The organism is Bacillus sp. 41-22 (genome assembly GCF_025809295.1).
Classification (GTDB): domain Bacteria; phylum Bacillota; class Bacilli; order Bacillales; family Bacillaceae_G; genus Bacillus_A; species Bacillus_A mycoides.
The window spans coordinates 469,567-484,370 of sequence record NZ_CP084035.1 but is presented as its reverse complement, the minus strand read 5'-3'; the positions used below and the strand labels follow the sequence as shown (position 1 = coordinate 484,370).

15 protein-coding genes are annotated in these 14,804 nt (G+C 34.7%); 5 read left to right on the top strand and 10 right to left on the bottom strand.

The genetic code is table 11. The features are described from left to right. From LCF45_RS02485 to nagE, 4 genes are all read right to left on the bottom strand, one after another. Complete coding sequence (locus tag LCF45_RS02485; RefSeq protein WP_002029614.1) at positions 1-195, bottom strand: LSm family protein; 195 nt, start codon at positions 193-195, stop codon at positions 1-3. Between the two features lie 16 nt (positions 196-211). Then, positions 212-613 carry an LSm family protein gene (locus LCF45_RS02480; RefSeq protein ID WP_002125041.1) on the bottom strand — a complete coding sequence of 134 codons (402 nt, stop codon included), beginning with the start codon at positions 611-613 and terminating at the stop codon, positions 212-214. A 340-nt stretch (positions 614-953) separates the two neighbouring features. Further along, a complete protein-coding gene (locus LCF45_RS02475; protein WP_002132176.1) occupies positions 954-2,204 on the bottom strand; it encodes a serine hydrolase domain-containing protein in 1,251 nt (416 codons plus the stop codon). Positions 2,205-2,468: 264 nt separating this feature from the next. Further along, complete coding sequence (nagE, locus tag LCF45_RS02470) at positions 2,469-3,971, bottom strand: N-acetylglucosamine-specific PTS transporter subunit IIBC (protein ID WP_003187209.1); 1,503 nt, start codon at positions 3,969-3,971, stop codon at positions 2,469-2,471. Between the two features lie 323 nt (positions 3,972-4,294). Between nagE and glsA the strand changes: the two genes are divergently transcribed. Then, the gene (gene glsA / locus LCF45_RS02465; protein WP_002029606.1) at positions 4,295-5,224 is read left to right on the top strand and encodes a glutaminase A; all 930 of its coding nucleotides are present in this window, start codon (positions 4,295-4,297) and stop codon (positions 5,222-5,224) included. Between the two features lie 174 nt (positions 5,225-5,398). Next, a complete protein-coding gene (locus tag LCF45_RS02460; protein ID WP_002125038.1) occupies positions 5,399-5,743 on the top strand; it encodes a DUF3969 family protein in 345 nt (114 codons plus the stop codon). Positions 5,744-5,905: 162 nt separating this feature from the next. On the opposite strand, the gene ytaF is transcribed toward LCF45_RS02460, so the two are convergent. Then, on the bottom strand, positions 5,906-6,517 hold the full coding sequence (gene ytaF, locus LCF45_RS02455; RefSeq protein WP_002125037.1) for a sporulation membrane protein YtaF: 612 nt from the start codon (positions 6,515-6,517) through the stop codon (positions 5,906-5,908). 137 nt (positions 6,518-6,654) lie between these two features. Here ytaF and LCF45_RS02450 point away from each other — a divergent pair, with 137 nt between their 5' ends. Further along, entirely contained in the window at positions 6,655-7,308 is a 654-nt protein-coding gene (locus LCF45_RS02450) for a helix-turn-helix domain-containing protein (protein ID WP_002029602.1), read from the top strand. 97 nt (positions 7,309-7,405) lie between these two features. Here LCF45_RS02450 and LCF45_RS02445 read toward each other — a convergent pair whose 3' ends face one another. The 3 genes from LCF45_RS02445 to LCF45_RS02435 all read right to left on the bottom strand — a co-directional run bounded on the left by LCF45_RS02445 (position 7,406) and on the right by LCF45_RS02435 (position 10,558). Next, a complete protein-coding gene (locus LCF45_RS02445) occupies positions 7,406-8,680 on the bottom strand; it encodes an acetylornithine deacetylase (protein ID WP_002169222.1) in 1,275 nt (424 codons plus the stop codon). Between the two features lie 95 nt (positions 8,681-8,775). Continuing rightward, positions 8,776-10,197 (bottom strand): amino acid permease, encoded by a 1,422-nt coding sequence (locus tag LCF45_RS02440; protein ID WP_002125032.1) that lies wholly within the window; start codon positions 10,195-10,197, stop codon positions 8,776-8,778. Between the two features lie 106 nt (positions 10,198-10,303). Next, positions 10,304-10,558, bottom strand: a complete 255-nt coding sequence (locus tag LCF45_RS02435) for a biotin/lipoyl attachment domain-containing protein (protein ID WP_002010281.1) — start codon at positions 10,556-10,558, stop codon at positions 10,304-10,306. Between the two features lie 301 nt (positions 10,559-10,859). Between LCF45_RS02435 and LCF45_RS02430 the strand changes: the two genes are divergently transcribed. Both LCF45_RS02430 and LCF45_RS02425 read left to right on the top strand, forming a co-directional pair. Next, positions 10,860-12,263 carry a sigma-54 interaction domain-containing protein gene (locus LCF45_RS02430; protein WP_002186862.1) on the top strand — a complete coding sequence of 468 codons (1,404 nt, stop codon included), beginning with the start codon at positions 10,860-10,862 and terminating at the stop codon, positions 12,261-12,263. A gap of 81 nt (positions 12,264-12,344) precedes the next feature. Continuing rightward, a complete protein-coding gene (locus tag LCF45_RS02425) occupies positions 12,345-12,542 on the top strand; it encodes a hypothetical protein (protein WP_002125029.1) in 198 nt (65 codons plus the stop codon). 53 nt (positions 12,543-12,595) lie between these two features. Here LCF45_RS02425 and truA read toward each other — a convergent pair whose 3' ends face one another. Both truA and rlmD read right to left on the bottom strand, forming a co-directional pair. Beyond that, entirely contained in the window at positions 12,596-13,333 is a 738-nt protein-coding gene (gene truA / locus LCF45_RS02420; RefSeq protein WP_002125027.1) for a tRNA pseudouridine(38-40) synthase TruA, read from the bottom strand. Positions 13,334-13,416: 83 nt separating this feature from the next. Beyond that, positions 13,417-14,796, bottom strand: coding sequence for a 23S rRNA (uracil(1939)-C(5))-methyltransferase RlmD (gene rlmD / locus LCF45_RS02415; RefSeq protein WP_002029595.1), 1,380 nt, complete (start codon positions 14,794-14,796; stop codon positions 13,417-13,419). Positions 14,797-14,804: the final 8 nt, after the last annotated feature.

The window sequence follows — 14,804 nt, the reverse complement described above, 5'->3', positions numbered from 1 at the left end:
TTACCCTTCCAAGCGAACATAAGCAATAATAGGAATACGCACAAGTACATCTTCAGGTGGTCCATAAGAAGGAGATGTACGAACACTTACTGCCCCGTCCGTAACAGATAAAAGAATACCTGCAACAATTTCAACAGCTGTCACAACTTGCACTAATTCACCAACATGGTTACGCAATTCATCAGTAAATAACATATATAAGTCTCCTTTCTTACACTTCTTTCATTGATATAATACTTGTAAATGGTAATAAAACTTCAGTTCCTATTCCTTCTTGCAGCGTTAAGAAATCGTCACCAACTGCTACAATAACACCTATTAACTGTCCAACTGTCACAGTAATTTCTACGTTTTTACCTAAATATTGCTTTGCAATTTCCTTAAAAGGTGATGTATTGCATTCTTTTAAAATGTTACAAATAATAGATTGAAATTGACTTGATTCTATAAACTCTTCCGTAGCTTGCTTAGAATTTCTTTGAATAAATCTCGCAAAGTTTTGTGAAAATAAAAGTCGTTCCACAGCAGGCAGTAACTTGTCATCTAAAAAATAGCCTAATTGTCTATTAAACAGTCTGGATAATTTATGCCAATATTTTCTGAACAGACACATATGCTTCTCCTCCTATTATTTTTAAAGTATAAAAATTTACATCCATACATCTTAATTTATACAAAGCAGACTTTTTTTGTGATAGGTAAGGCATACATTTTCTAAAAGAAATAATTGTTTCAGAGCATAAAAAAAGATCGATAGTTTCCCATCTGTCTTTATATATATATTAATTTTCAATTGTCACAATGGCAGCTACGCCGTAATATACAAAATTCGTTTCGCATTGCGTGCATGATGCTTATGTATACTCATAAACCTCCCATTTTCCATTTATTTCATCATCGAACCGCACATATATTTCCTCAATACAAAAAAGACTATCCAAAAGGATAGCCTCTTACACTTCAATATTCCGCAACATCGTATAAATGTCGTTATTCACTTTACCAAATGATTTAATGTTATTTTGAATGTTAGATAATAAAACCACATATACACTACCATTTTTACTAAAACCATTTAAGCAATTCCAACCTGGCATTACACCGTGATTTGAATAGCTTCCTGGATCTACATACCAGCCAAATCCGTAATCCTTTTTCACAGCTGTAAACATTTGATCATAACTCTCTTTTGAAATTAATTTTCCAGAAAAGAGTGCTTCATTAAATAAATATAAATCATGCGCGCTTGTATATATATCACCGCAACCATATAGTTGTGACATGCTCGGAATGTTAGGTGTTGTCATGTTATTATTCACTATTTTATAACCTGTCGATGGAAACCTTGTTTGCTCTAACGCTTTACCGAAACCAGAATGCTTCATACCAGCAGTAGCAAAAATATGTTGTTTAATATATTCTTCTAATGGTTGTCCACTTACCTTCTCAGCAATGTAAGCAAGTATAGAGTAGTTCGAATCTGAATACTTCCATTTCTCTCCTGGTCCTGCAATACGCTTTTGGTTTCCTATTCGTTTTATCAACTCTTCATGAGAAATATCTTCTTTTCCCTGCTCATATTCCGGAATGCCTGATGTATGTGTTAATAGATGTTTTAACTGAATGCTATTACCTTGAGGAAAGTCTGGAATATACTTTGCAACTGTATCCTCTACTTGTAACTTATTTTGATCTTTTAATTGCATAATAGCAGTCGCCACAAATGCTTTTGAAATAGAACCAATATAAAAGGTCGTCTCTGAATTATTCGGCACTTGCTTCTCTTTATTAGCCATGCCGTATCCTTTATTCACAAGAACTTTCCCATTCTTCACAATAACAGCTGTCCCACTAAATCCCATGCTCTGTAAATATTGATCCAATTGAGCGTTTTCATTAATTTCTTGAGGCGGTCCTTCAGCAGGTTTCTCTATAACTTGCGCCTGTTTTATCTGTTCTTCCTGTTCTTTTTGTTTTCTTTGTTTTTCAGCTTCTTGCCTTTTCACTTCTTCTATCTTTTTTATCTCTTCTCGCTTCTTCATTTCTGCTGCTGCTTTTAAAGTTTCTTCTTTTTTATTATGCGCAACAATTTTTGTATACATGAAATATACAAGTGAAAATAGTAGGACGAGAATGATTGTTCTTTTTATGTATACAATCGGACGACGTACTTTCCCATTAACAGTATTTTTTTCCTGATCCATGATTACCTTTTTCCCCTTATTTACCGATAATTTAATTCATCTACACAAGACTTTCTCCAAATCATTTCAGTAGATTATAGACATTCCATTCTATGTCATCCCTACTTTATCATGCGCTGAACATATTACCAACCTATATGTATAAAAAAGAAAAAGAAAATTTACAAAAGTAAGATTCCCTTTAAAATTTCAACATAATAAAAGAGGATATCCTGTAAAAGACTGGTGTTATCAATCTTTTTGGATATCCTCTTATCTAACTATTTATACGTGTTTTTTCATATCATCGGCAACAGATTCAACATTTGTACCTACGATAACTTGTACACTTGTGTTACTTAATTTCATAACGCCTTTTGCACCTGCGCGTTTTAATGCTGGTTCATTTACTAAACCTGCATCTTTCACTTGTAAGCGTAAACGCGTTGCACAGTTATCAATAACTGTTAAGTTTTCTTTTCCGCCTAAAGCTGCTACGTAAGTTTCACCAATTGAACCTGCAACTGGTGCATCACCCTCTTCAGCTAACTCATCGTCATCTTCACGACCAGGAGTTTTTAAGTCGAACTTCTTAATTAAGAAGTAGAATACTACGAAGTAAATTGCTGCGTAAATTAAACCGATTCCTGCTAGTAACACTGGTTTTGTTGCAATACCAAAGTTTAAGAAGTAATCAATTGCACCGGCACTAAATGTGAAACCATCGTGAATGCCAAGTGATGTTGTTACGAATAAAGATATACCTGTTAACACGGCATGAATACCATATAATAATGGTGATAAGAACATGAATGAGAATTCAATAGGTTCTGTAATACCAGTTAAGAATGAAGTTAATGCTAGGCCACCTAACATACCTGTAACCATTTTACGTTTTTCTGGTTTAGCAGCTGCAATCATTGCAAAACATGCTGCTGGTAAACCGAACATCATAACTGGGAAGAAACCAGTCATAAACATACCTGCTGTTTTATCCCCTGCAAGGAAGCGAGCGATATCACCATTTACAACATTACCTGCTGCATTTGTAAAGTCACCAAATACGAACCAGAAATATGTGTTCATTACATGGTGTAAACCAATTGGGATTAATAGACGGTTTAATAAACCAAATAGACCTGAACCAACTGCACCTAAATTAACAATTCCATGAGCTAATGCATCGATACCATTTTGAATTGCTGGCCAAATTTGTGCGAATAGAATTCCTAATATTAGCATTACAACCGATGTAACAATCGGAACAAAACGTTTTCCAGCAAAGAAACCTAACCATTCTGGAAGTTTAATTTTATGGAATTTATTATAAAGGAATCCTGCTATAACACCGACAATAATACCACCTAAAACTTTCATATCCACTTTAGTCGATAATTCGGCTGCCTTAGATACTTGTGTCATTGTATCTGCAAGCTTAGATGGATCTACATTTGCGCTATTTCCTATTAAATCTTGGACTTTACCTAATTTATCTTGTAATTCTGCAGTAGAATATCCCTTACTAAGTGCATCAATACTGTTTTTCATAACTAGATAACCAATTGCACCTGCAAGACCTGCTGCACCACTACCATCAACTGAAAGACCGATTGCAATACCAATTGCAAAAATAAGTGCTAAATTATCAAAAACCGCTGCGCCGGCCTGTGCCATAACAGGAATATTAAATACATCTGGTTGCCCTAAACGAAGCAATAATCCTGCTGCTGGTAGTACGGCGATTGGAAGCATTAACGCTTTACCAATACGTTGTAAAAACTGCAACATCTTAATTCCCCCTATCAAATTTATGAAATCGTTATCATTATAAGTACGCTTTAGAAAACGCTTTCTATTACATAACCATAATAACATATAGTTGTATAGATGTGTAGTTTTTATTTCCGAACTTTTTATGGATAAATCTCCTATTTCCAAACTGTTATATAAAAGGAAAATTTTCCTTTTATAACACGGAATAATCGAAACTGAAGACTCACTATAGAACATTCAACTTTCGTTTTATCATTCCACTTTTTCATGTTATTATTTATTTCCGAGCATATCGGGAAAAGTAAACTTAGCTAATTCTAAATAGGAGCGTTGGTACTATGCAGTGCATTGAAACAAACAACTTACAGCAGTTGTTAGAACAAGTAAAACCATATACGAAAAAAGGAAAACTTGCTACTTATATCCCCGAACTAGGAAATGCAAATCCAAATGATCTAGGGATTGCCATTTTCCATAAAGAAACAGAATATATCCATGCTGGTAACTCACAAACACTATTTACTCTTCAAAGTATTTCTAAAGTAATTACACTTGCTCTTGCCCTTTTAGACCGTGGTGAAGAATATGTATTTTCTAAAGTTGGAATGGAACCAACTGGTGACCCATTTAATTCTATTATTAAGCTTGAAACAACAAGTTCTTCCAAGCCTCTTAATCCAATGATTAATGCGGGTGCATTAGCTATTACAAGTATGCTAGCTGGTAATGATAACGAGGAGAAGATGGAACGCATTCTTCAATTTGTGCGTGATATAACAGACAATCCTACTATTAGTTATTCTTCTAAAGTTGCCACTTCTGAATTAGAAACAGCTTACTTAAACCGTTCTCTTTGTTACTATATGAAACAAAATGGCATCATCGATAACGATATTGAAGAACTTATGGATTTATATACGCGTCAATGTGCAATTGAGGTTAACTGTATCGACCTAGCACGTATTGGTTTAATCTTTGCAATGGATGGATATGATCCTTATAAAAAGAAACAGATCATCCCTAAACATATTACGAAAATTTGTAAAACATTTATGGTTACTTGCGGGATGTATAATGAATCTGGTGAATTTGCAATTCGTGTTGGAATCCCTGCAAAAAGTGGTGTAGCGGGCGGCATTTTCGGCTGCGTAAAAGGCGAAATGGGAATCGGTATTTTCGGACCAGCTTTAGATGCAAACGGAAATAGTATCGCTGGTTTTAAAATTCTTGAATTACTTTCTGCCCAAGAAGGTTGGAGTATGTTTTAATTTAGAAGTTATCCTGCTATATTGGCAGGATTTTTTATTTCACAAAAAATCCGTTCTACTAGGCATCAACACAATTCAAAAAAACAGTAATAAAAGTTCTCTTTATTATGCATATTTGCTCCCCCCTCCTGAATAATATAGTACAACCTAGCGCTGTATGTGGAGGTGTAAAAGATGAAACTCATATTTCAAATGGAGAAACAACCTGTTCTCGAAAAAACAATTCTTCTTTTTATATTGAGTATTGTAGAAAGTTTGAAACTAAAAGTTGTTTCACTCGATGAATCTCACCGATACATATTCAATTTAGAAGTGCTTGAACTATTAATGGATCGGAACATCGATGATCAAGTATTAGAACTTATTCATTTCGGAATGGGACTTGAAGACATTTACCATGTACTTCCCGAAGAACTTGAGCATAGTATTGAAGAACTGAAATGGCTTTGTATTCAAGTTTTAAGTGAGTACAGTATGCATGATGAAGAATGTGCACAACTAATTGAAGATATACGCTAAAAAGCACCTATGCAGGTGCTTTTACTTTTTTAAACCTTTTTACACCAAAGATTTGTATAATACTTACAATCTTTCATTACCGTGAAAAGATTTCACGTCGATATATGCAATTTTTTAGTGTATTTCCAAGGAAATACTCGAATACTGTTTTCCCTATCCTTCTTACAACAATTGATCAATTCCAATAAGAATTAATAACACACCTGCAATTATAGTTGCCCATTTCCCTAAGTATTCAGCTAAAAATCTTTTACCAACATACGTAAAACCACTAATACAAATAAAACTAAAAACTCCAGAAATACATGCCGTAAGCCAAAGATTTAAATTTGTTACTCCAGCATCAAATCCACCTGCAATATTGTTTATGGACAATGCAACTCCTAAAACAATTGCTTCAGAAAAACTAATTGTTTTAGAACCATCAAAATCTGCTTTTTCTGGATCACGTAAAACCCCCATAAGTACACTACTATCTTTAGATTCTACGGTATCTTTTTGACTCAAGAAAGGCTGACATAAAATAAACACCCCGATTATTCCTAAAACGACTGCTCCAATAATGTTTGCTGTGAACTCTGAAATAAATAATGCGATCCAATTCCCAAAAAATCCAGCTAGTAAAGTAAATAAAAATCCAAAAAATGCGATGATAAAATTGTTAAGCCACGAAATTCGAATTTTACGAATGCCATATGCAATCCCAACACCTGCATTATCTAAATTAGACGCAATCCCGATTAAAAAAATTGAAAATAAACCTGCCGTACTCATCGTACAGTCACCCCTTTTCTCACTTTTCGTTGCATATTATGAAAATGTTGAGCAACTGTGCCTGTCTGTTTCATATACTTGTAATAAATGCTCAACATTTTTTCAACGATAGACAATAGAAAAGGAGTGCCTACATTATGCCCAATGGAAATCCAAATGAGCGGCTCGGTAAATTAATAAAGAAACTGTTAAAGGAGCGTGCTCTATCTATGCGCCAACTAGGAACACTTACAAATATTGATCCTGCAACAATTTCAAGAATAATTAATGGCAAACAACAACCGAAGCAAAACCATTTACAAAAATTCGCAAACTGTCTACAAGTTCCACCGCAATTATTACTTGATGAAATGTACCCTAACTCTCCACACATAAATAAGGAAAAAGCAGATATGTACACATCTCTCGATACAATTCAACAAACATTACAATCCTCTAACCTATTCGACTTCGAATACACAACAACTCGTGTAAAACAAGAACTTGAAAATTACGAGCGCTATGCTCAAACTACTGAAGGCGAAAAACGTATTCACGAGAGTTTCAAAAGTAAAATAGAACAAATTGATAGTGCTGGTCCTTTCATTGAGCAATTAACAAATATGTACCAACAATTTTGTACAGAAACCATTTCAACCGAAGAGCGTGCAATTATTGGGGGTGCCTTACTATATTTCATTTTATCAACAGACATTATCCCCGATTATCTTTTTCCAATCGGCTATTTAGATGATGCGATTGCCGTTGAATTAGCTAAAGAGAAATTAATTGAAATAAAACGAAAAACATAGAAAAATAAAGAACTATTTCAGTTGTTTATGTTCAACTCTGAAATAGTTCACTAAAAAAGCGTACAAGTACATACCTGTACAATTTCAATATACTAATCTATTTTTTTGTATGACACCATTCATATATGAACGCTGTTATTACTTTTGTAAATTCAATTAACTGCTCAACTTCAACTTTCTCATTTATTGAATGAGCTTCTTCTAATGTACCTGGTCCGTAAATAACAGCTGGAATGTTAAACTCACTAAACCATCCGCCATCAGTTACCGTTGCTGACATATCTAAAATTGCATTTTTAGATAAAATAGATTCATGTACTGAACTTAGCGTTTTGACAGCAACATGTTCGCTATCTACTTCTAAAGAAGGAAAAATTTCGCCACGATCCACAATCATTGATTCTCCGCCCCACTTAAATTGTGGTGGGTTCTCTCTTAACCATGGATCTGCTGCTGCCACTTTTCCTAAATACTCTTCTATTTCTTCTATTATTTGTTCATGCGTTTCATTTGGATAAAAATGTACGGTTATCCACAATCGGCACTCATCCGCAATAAATGCCGCATGACGTCCTCCTTCAATAACAGCTGGATTAATTGTTGTTGTTCCAGATGGATAGCCTTCATATGTTTTCATGACTGCCCAATGACGCTCTAATTCTTGTAAGCTTTGGACAATCTTCATCATTTTCTCAATCGCACTCGCTCCAAATAGACGTCCTCCAGCATGGATCATTTGTCTACGTGTTGCATCATGAAACGTTTGCGGGCTTTTCACTGTAATCCATCCAGTAATTACGCCGCCCTGCCCTTGCATATGTAAATTACTTGTATCAACTACTACTGCAAAATCAGCATCATAACCACGCTTACAACATTGAAGTGTCCCTGCTTCTCCTACTTCTTCGCCAATTACCGATTGAAAAATTAAATCTCCAGGTAATTCAATCCCCACTTCTTCTAAAAGCTGAATAGCAAATAAGGCTCCAGCTAGTCCACCTTTCATATCTGCCGCGCCTCTCCCAACTAACCAACCATCTTTTATAAACGGCTCAAACGGCTTTGTTTCCCACGGTTCGTCCTTTGATACTTCTGCAACATCTATATGTCCATTAATAATGAGACTTTTATGTGACTCACTTGCTGTCCCCTTTTTCACTCCAACAACATTCGGATCATTTGGATATACATCCCATTTATCAATACTAAAATTTCGTTTTTTTAGAAACTCCGCTACAAATTCTTGCGCCCCATTTGTATTTCTTGCTGGTGGTGCTGGTGTTTCAAAACGAATTAAAGTTTTTGTAAGTTCTAGTAGCTCCTCTTTTCGTAAATCAATCTGTTCTAATAGCTGTGAAACTTCTCGATTCATTGCTAATTCCCCTTTGCATACGTAGTATGTTTCCAGCTTTATTTTTACAAAAAAAGAGACTGTTTACAATCTTACAGTCTCCAAATTAATCACTATTATAAACTTTCTAATTCGGTTGTATTTGTCTTTTCAGTATGTTCTACTTTACTTCTCTTATTTCTAGTAGCACGATAAAACAGTAAACAAACAATCATAAATGGAATACCACAATACAATGCCATTCTTTGTTCTGGAATAAAAGCCATAGCTACAATTACTGTTAAATTTAACACTAAAGCAAGAATTGGAACAAATGGATACAGTGGTGTTTTAAATTTCAAATCCTTAATATCTCCCCCTTGCTTCACGTATGTCCTTCTAGCTAATAGGTTAGATAAAGCAATAGATGCCCAAACTAATATCGCTCCAAACCCAGCAATAGAAAGAAGCCATAAATAAACTGTATCTTCCGCATAAATACCTGATAGTAATGAGAGACACCCTACAAACGTACTTACAATCAATGCATAAATAGGAACACCGTTTTTAGATAACTTACCAAAAATCGGGCTAATCATTCCTTGATTAGACATAGACCATAGCATACGGGAAGTTGCATATAATCCTGAATTCGCAACTGATAGTACAGCTGTAATAATAACGAAATTTATAATATCAGCCGCATAAGGAATACCAATTTTATCAAATACAACTACGAATGGACTTTCTATCACTCCTGCTTGCTGCCAAGGAAATAGTCCCGCAAGAATAAAAATAGATAGTACAAAGAAAATAAGTATGCGCCAAACTGTATTATTAATTGCCTTTGGGATAGTTTTCTCTGGATTTTCACTCTCACCAGCTGCAATACCAACTAGTTCTGTTCCTTGGAAGGAAAAATTAACTGCAATCATCGTAATTAAAATGGCTGATAACCCATTTGGGAACAATCCACCATAATCAGTAAAGCTAGAAAACATCGGCGCTGGTTCATTTCCTTTCATATCTAAAAAACCAAACATTGCTGCCCCGCCCAAAATGATAAATGCAATAATTGTAATTACTTTAATACTTGCAAACCAGAATTCAACCTCCGCAAAACTTCTTGAAGATAACGCATTAATAACAAAGAGCAATACGGCAAACACTACGCACCAAATCCATGATGATACATCTGGAAACCAACGTTTCATTAATATACTAACTGCAATTAATTCAATGCCTATCGTAGCCGTCCAGTTTAGCCACGACATCCATCCCACTACATAACCCGCTGCAGGTGAAATATGTTTTGTAGCATATGTTTGATACGATCCTGCATCAGGCATCGCAACCGCTAACTCTCCAAGACAGAGCATCGTTAAATACATAACAAATCCACCGACAAGATACGCTACAATCGCTCCTCCAGGTCCAGCTTCATGAATTGTATAACTGGATCCTAAAAAAAGCCCAGTACCAATAACCCCTCCGAGTGCAATCATAAATATGTGCCGACTTTTCAATTCTCTTTTTAATCCCTGGTTTTGATCCATCATATAAATCCCCCCTTTTCACTTTGCAAACCCATTTAATGTAAGCGTTTTTAAAATTCTTCATAGTAAAAATAATTATTTAAAAGAGCAAAAATACATACTACTTATATTAATCACTACCTGTTATTAAAAGGTCATCCCTCACTGTTATTAATAGTTTTTGATCAGCGATAGCTTGTCCTTCTACCACTTCTAATGATTCGATATAACCACTGATTCCCACTTTAATTTCCACCTGCTGCTTATCTATTGTTTCAATTAACGCTAATTTTTCCCACTCATATACGTAAGAACTTTCAGTAACAAATAATTTCTCTACTTTCCCGTAACAAGGACTATACACGCCTTCTATAACCGTCTTCACTTTATAAATTCCTCCCTCTTATTAATTGAAACTGAAACGTTGCATACACTATAAAGATTCATAATCCCCCTACTCTTTAAATTTAGAGATCTTAACTACTATTCATGCAAAATACGTACCAACCTCAATACCTATGTAAAATTAGTATTTCTTACGAAAAAAATCTGCATAACCGCAAAAATTTTCTATCATTTGAAAATTTTTAAGAGAAAATAGCAAAAAAATTTTGCGATTTTATGAGAATTTTAATAAAATTATAAAAAGTCAGTCTTCATAGGGTATAACGAGGAGAAGATAATACATGCATACAGAAGAAATCAATTTTAAAAAGATTATTGAAATGAATGTGCTATACGAAACTTTACTCAATGAACTAGATATTGGGATCCATATTATTAATGAGGAAAGTAAAACGATTATCTATAACCGTAAAATGATGGAAATTGAATCAATGGATCGCTTAGATGTGCTAGATAAAAATCCTTTAGAAGTATTTGCATTTGAAGAAAATAAAAATAGTACTCTTATAGAGGCTTTAAAACTTGGAAAAACAAACAAAAATATAAAACAAACGTATTTTAACAATAAAGGACAAGAGATTACGACGATTAACGATACTTTTCCTATAATAGAAAATGGAAAAATTAAAGGCGCTATTGAAATTTCAAAAGAGATTAGTCATTTAAAGCAAACAATGAAAACGAACCTTTCTCGAAAACAAAATACTAAGTTTACCTTTGATCACATAATTGGTGATTCTAGAGCTATTCAATCGGTCATTACAGAAGCAAAGAGAGTAATACGTACGCCATCCTCCATACTTATCATCGGGGAAACAGGGACCGGTAAAGAGCTATTTGCGCAAAGCATCCATAATGAAAGCCAGCGTTCAACAAAACCATTTATTTCGCAAAACTGTGCCGCTATACCAGAAACCTTAATGGAAAGTTTACTATTTGGTACAAATCGAGGTGCTTTTACAGGAGCAATAGATAAACCTGGTTTATTTGAAGAGGCAAATGGGGGAACTTTGTTATTAGATGAAATCAACTCATTAAGCCCAGCACTTCAAGCTAAATTGCTGCGGGCTATACAAGAAAAAACAATACGAAGAATCGGAGGCACACAAGAAAAAGAAATTGATGTTCGTATTATAGCAACTATTAATGAAGATCCTCTTGAAGCCATAGCACACAATCGATTAAGACAAGACTTATATTACCGATTAAGCGTTGTTACTTTATGTCTTCCACCTTTACGGGAACGAAAAGAAGATATTGCATATCTTGTTCAACACTTTATTGAAAAATACAATATCCAATTTGATCTTAGCGTAAAAGATGTAGATTTAAACGTAAATAACTTCTTCTATAAATACGATTGGCCTGGTAATGTGAGAGAACTAGAACATATAATTGAAGGCTCCATGAACTTAATAGAAGATGAAGATATCATTACAGCGTTCCATATGCCAACGCACTTTCGCGAACTAGCAAAAAAGGAACTGAATATGCAGACTCCGCTAACTAGTCACAATACTGATACGCCACAAACTTTAAAACGTATAATCGAAGAAGTGGAAAAGAAATATATCCATCAAATTCTTAAAGAAAATAAAGGTAATATCTCACAAGCCGCAAAATTTTTAGGATTGAGTAGACAAAACTTACAATATCGAATTAAAAAATTGCACTTACACATATGAAATGAATCTTTCTCCAAGCGCAAAGAAACTGGTAAAATATGTTATAATAAACGTATAATATGCTAGAAAGGGGCAATGTATATGAGTAATGATAAGAAGTTGAAGTTATTACACTACTTAGGTCTTTTCCCTACCATTCTATGTATAATACTATTCATTGATATGAGCAGCTTTCCTCATGCAAAGCTCTTAGGCACAATTAGCGGCTCCTTTGCAGCTATTATGCTTGCTGCTTTTTGGAATTTGAAGCTACGTATGAAGAAAGAGAAATCTTCTTAATTTCAGAGTGCAAAAAAATCGAGCCTTATCAGCTCGATTTTTTTTACTTATTATTAAAATTCAACATTCTCCAAATACAATCCACTCGCCTCAGCAAGACAATTAATTTGATTACGTTGTTTTTCCTCTAAAATGTTTGGAATTGCGTCCGCCTCTAATTGCCCTAATCCAACTTCAATTAATGCTCCAACAATTTTCCGCACCATGTTATGAAGGAATCCGTTACCACTTACTCTAATTTGTACAAATCCTGATTCTTCGGAAACATCAAGTGTATACACTTCTCGAACCATAGATTTTTTCTTAGACTTTGCATTTGAAAAGGCAGTGAAGTCATGTGAACCAACTAAATGTTTCGCAGCTTCTTTCATGCTTTTCACATTTAATTGTTTATTCACGTGCATGCTGTATTTACGCATAAATGGGTTCGTATGCTCTTCATTCCAAATTTTATAAAGATATGTTTTTGCTTTAGAATTGTAACGAGCATGGAAACGATCTGGTACTTCTTCTACACTCGTAATACTAATATCATTTGGTAAATATTGATTTAAATACTTTTTCACTTTATGTTCTACTAACTTCTCATCACTTTGAAAGTTAGCTACTTGATTCAAAGCGTGTACACCAGCATCCGTTCTACTACAGCCGATAATTTCAATTTCTTTTCCGACCATTTCAGATATTATACTTTCGATTTTCCCCTGAATCGTATTGTCATTATTACCAAGACGTTGCCACCCTTTATAACGCGCACCATCATATTGAATCGTCAATTTATAATTGTTCATTATATTCTCCTTACTTCCATTCGCTAAATAAAATATACCCTCACATAGCTCCTGCTTTGTGAGGGACATATCCTTATTGAATGTTACTTTCTAACAAGTTTCACTACATTTTCTACATGCGCAGTATGCGGGAACATATCAACTGGTTGTACATACTCCACTTCATAGCTCTCCATTAATGTTTCCACATCACGTGCTAATGAGGAAGGGTTACAAGACACGTAAACAACTTGTTTCGGTTTCACTTTTAAAATCGTTTCAAGTAATTTATCATCACAACCTGTACGCGGTGGGTCGACAACAATGACATCTGGACGCCAGCCTTCTTTTACCCACTTTGGTAACCATTGTTCCGCTTTACCAGCTTCATACTTTGCATTTGTGAATCCGTGGCGTTTTGCATTTTTCTTTGCATCTTCAATCGCTTCTGGAATTACATCCATACCACGTACTTCCGCTGCATCATTCGCAAGCCAAAGTCCAATCGTACCGACACCACAATACGCATCCACAATCTTCTCGTTTCCTGTTAAAGCAGCTGCTTTTTTCGCTTCATCGTATAAAACAACTGTTTGTTCTGGATTTAATTGGAAGAATGCGCGTGCTGATAATTCAAATGATAAATCACCTAGTGTTTCTTGAATTACTTCTTTTCCAGCTAATTTAAATGTTTTATCACCGAAAATAACAGATGTTTTACGCCAGTTTACGTTTTGCATAATTGATTTAACACTTGGCATTTGTTTTTGCACTTCTGCGATAAATTGATCTTTATTTGGTAATTCTTCTTTTGTTGTAATAAGTGTGACTTGCACTTCCCCTGTTTGAACTGCAGTACGTGTCACAATTGTGCGTACTAAACCTTTTTGTTTTTTCTCATTGTAAATAGAAACATTTAATTTTTCTAATATACGTCTTACAACTTTTGTCGCTTCATTCGTTGCTTTATGCTGAATCATGCAATGAGAAATATCAATTAACTGATGTGAGTTTTGCTTATATAACCCTGTAATAACCTTTTCGTCTTTACGCCCCACTTGCAATTGACTTTTATTACGATAATGCCATGGATTTTCCATACCAAGCGTCGGACGAATTTTCTCTTCCAGACTGTTATTCATGTACTTCTCAAATGCTTGTACAACGATATCACGCTTTTGATTTAATTGTTCTTTATAATCTAAATGCTGCAATTGACAGCCACCACACTCCTCATATACTGAACATGGTGCTTTCACACGATGTGGTGAGGATTTACGAACTTTTTTCACTTTCGCTTCAGCGAAGCCACGCTGAATTTTCGTTGCTTCAGCAACAACTTCTTCTCCTGGTAATGCCCCTGGAATGAAAACAACTTGTCTCTTAAAATAACCAACGCCTTCTCCGTTAATCCCAAGACGTTTAATTGTCACAGGAAACGTTTGACCAACTTCCAACTTACTCTCTTGTTGCTTTTGTATCATTATTACAC

Bases quoted from the DNA above. Each gene is read 5' to 3' on its own strand.
- LCF45_RS02485 (WP_002029614.1), bottom strand. From the start codon at position 195: ATGTTATTTACTGATGAATTGCGTAACCATGTTGGTGAATTAGTGCAA.
- LCF45_RS02430 (WP_002186862.1), top strand. From the start codon at position 10,860: ATGCATACAGAAGAAATCAATTTTAAAAAGATTATTGAAATGAATGTG.
- LCF45_RS02460 (WP_002125038.1), top strand. From the start codon at position 5,399: ATGAAACTCATATTTCAAATGGAGAAACAACCTGTTCTCGAAAAAACA.
- LCF45_RS02440 (WP_002125032.1), bottom strand. From the start codon at position 10,197: ATGATGGATCAAAACCAGGGATTAAAAAGAGAATTGAAAAGTCGGCAC.
- LCF45_RS02425 (WP_002125029.1), top strand. From the start codon at position 12,345: ATGAGTAATGATAAGAAGTTGAAGTTATTACACTACTTAGGTCTTTTC.
- LCF45_RS02450 (WP_002029602.1), top strand. From the start codon at position 6,655: ATGCCCAATGGAAATCCAAATGAGCGGCTCGGTAAATTAATAAAGAAA.
- rlmD (WP_002029595.1), bottom strand. From the start codon at position 14,796: ATGATACAAAAGCAACAAGAGAGTAAGTTGGAAGTTGGTCAAACGTTT.
- nagE (WP_003187209.1), bottom strand. From the start codon at position 3,971: ATGTTGCAGTTTTTACAACGTATTGGTAAAGCGTTAATGCTTCCAATC.
- LCF45_RS02480 (WP_002125041.1), bottom strand. From the start codon at position 613: ATGTGTCTGTTCAGAAAATATTGGCATAAATTATCCAGACTGTTTAAT.
- LCF45_RS02445 (WP_002169222.1), bottom strand. From the start codon at position 8,680: ATGAATCGAGAAGTTTCACAGCTATTAGAACAGATTGATTTACGAAAA.
- ytaF (WP_002125037.1), bottom strand. From the start codon at position 6,517: ATGAGTACGGCAGGTTTATTTTCAATTTTTTTAATCGGGATTGCGTCT.
- glsA (WP_002029606.1), top strand. From the start codon at position 4,295: ATGCAGTGCATTGAAACAAACAACTTACAGCAGTTGTTAGAACAAGTA.
- truA (WP_002125027.1), bottom strand. From the start codon at position 13,333: ATGAACAATTATAAATTGACGATTCAATATGATGGTGCGCGTTATAAA.
- LCF45_RS02475 (WP_002132176.1), bottom strand. From the start codon at position 2,204: ATGGATCAGGAAAAAAATACTGTTAATGGGAAAGTACGTCGTCCGATT.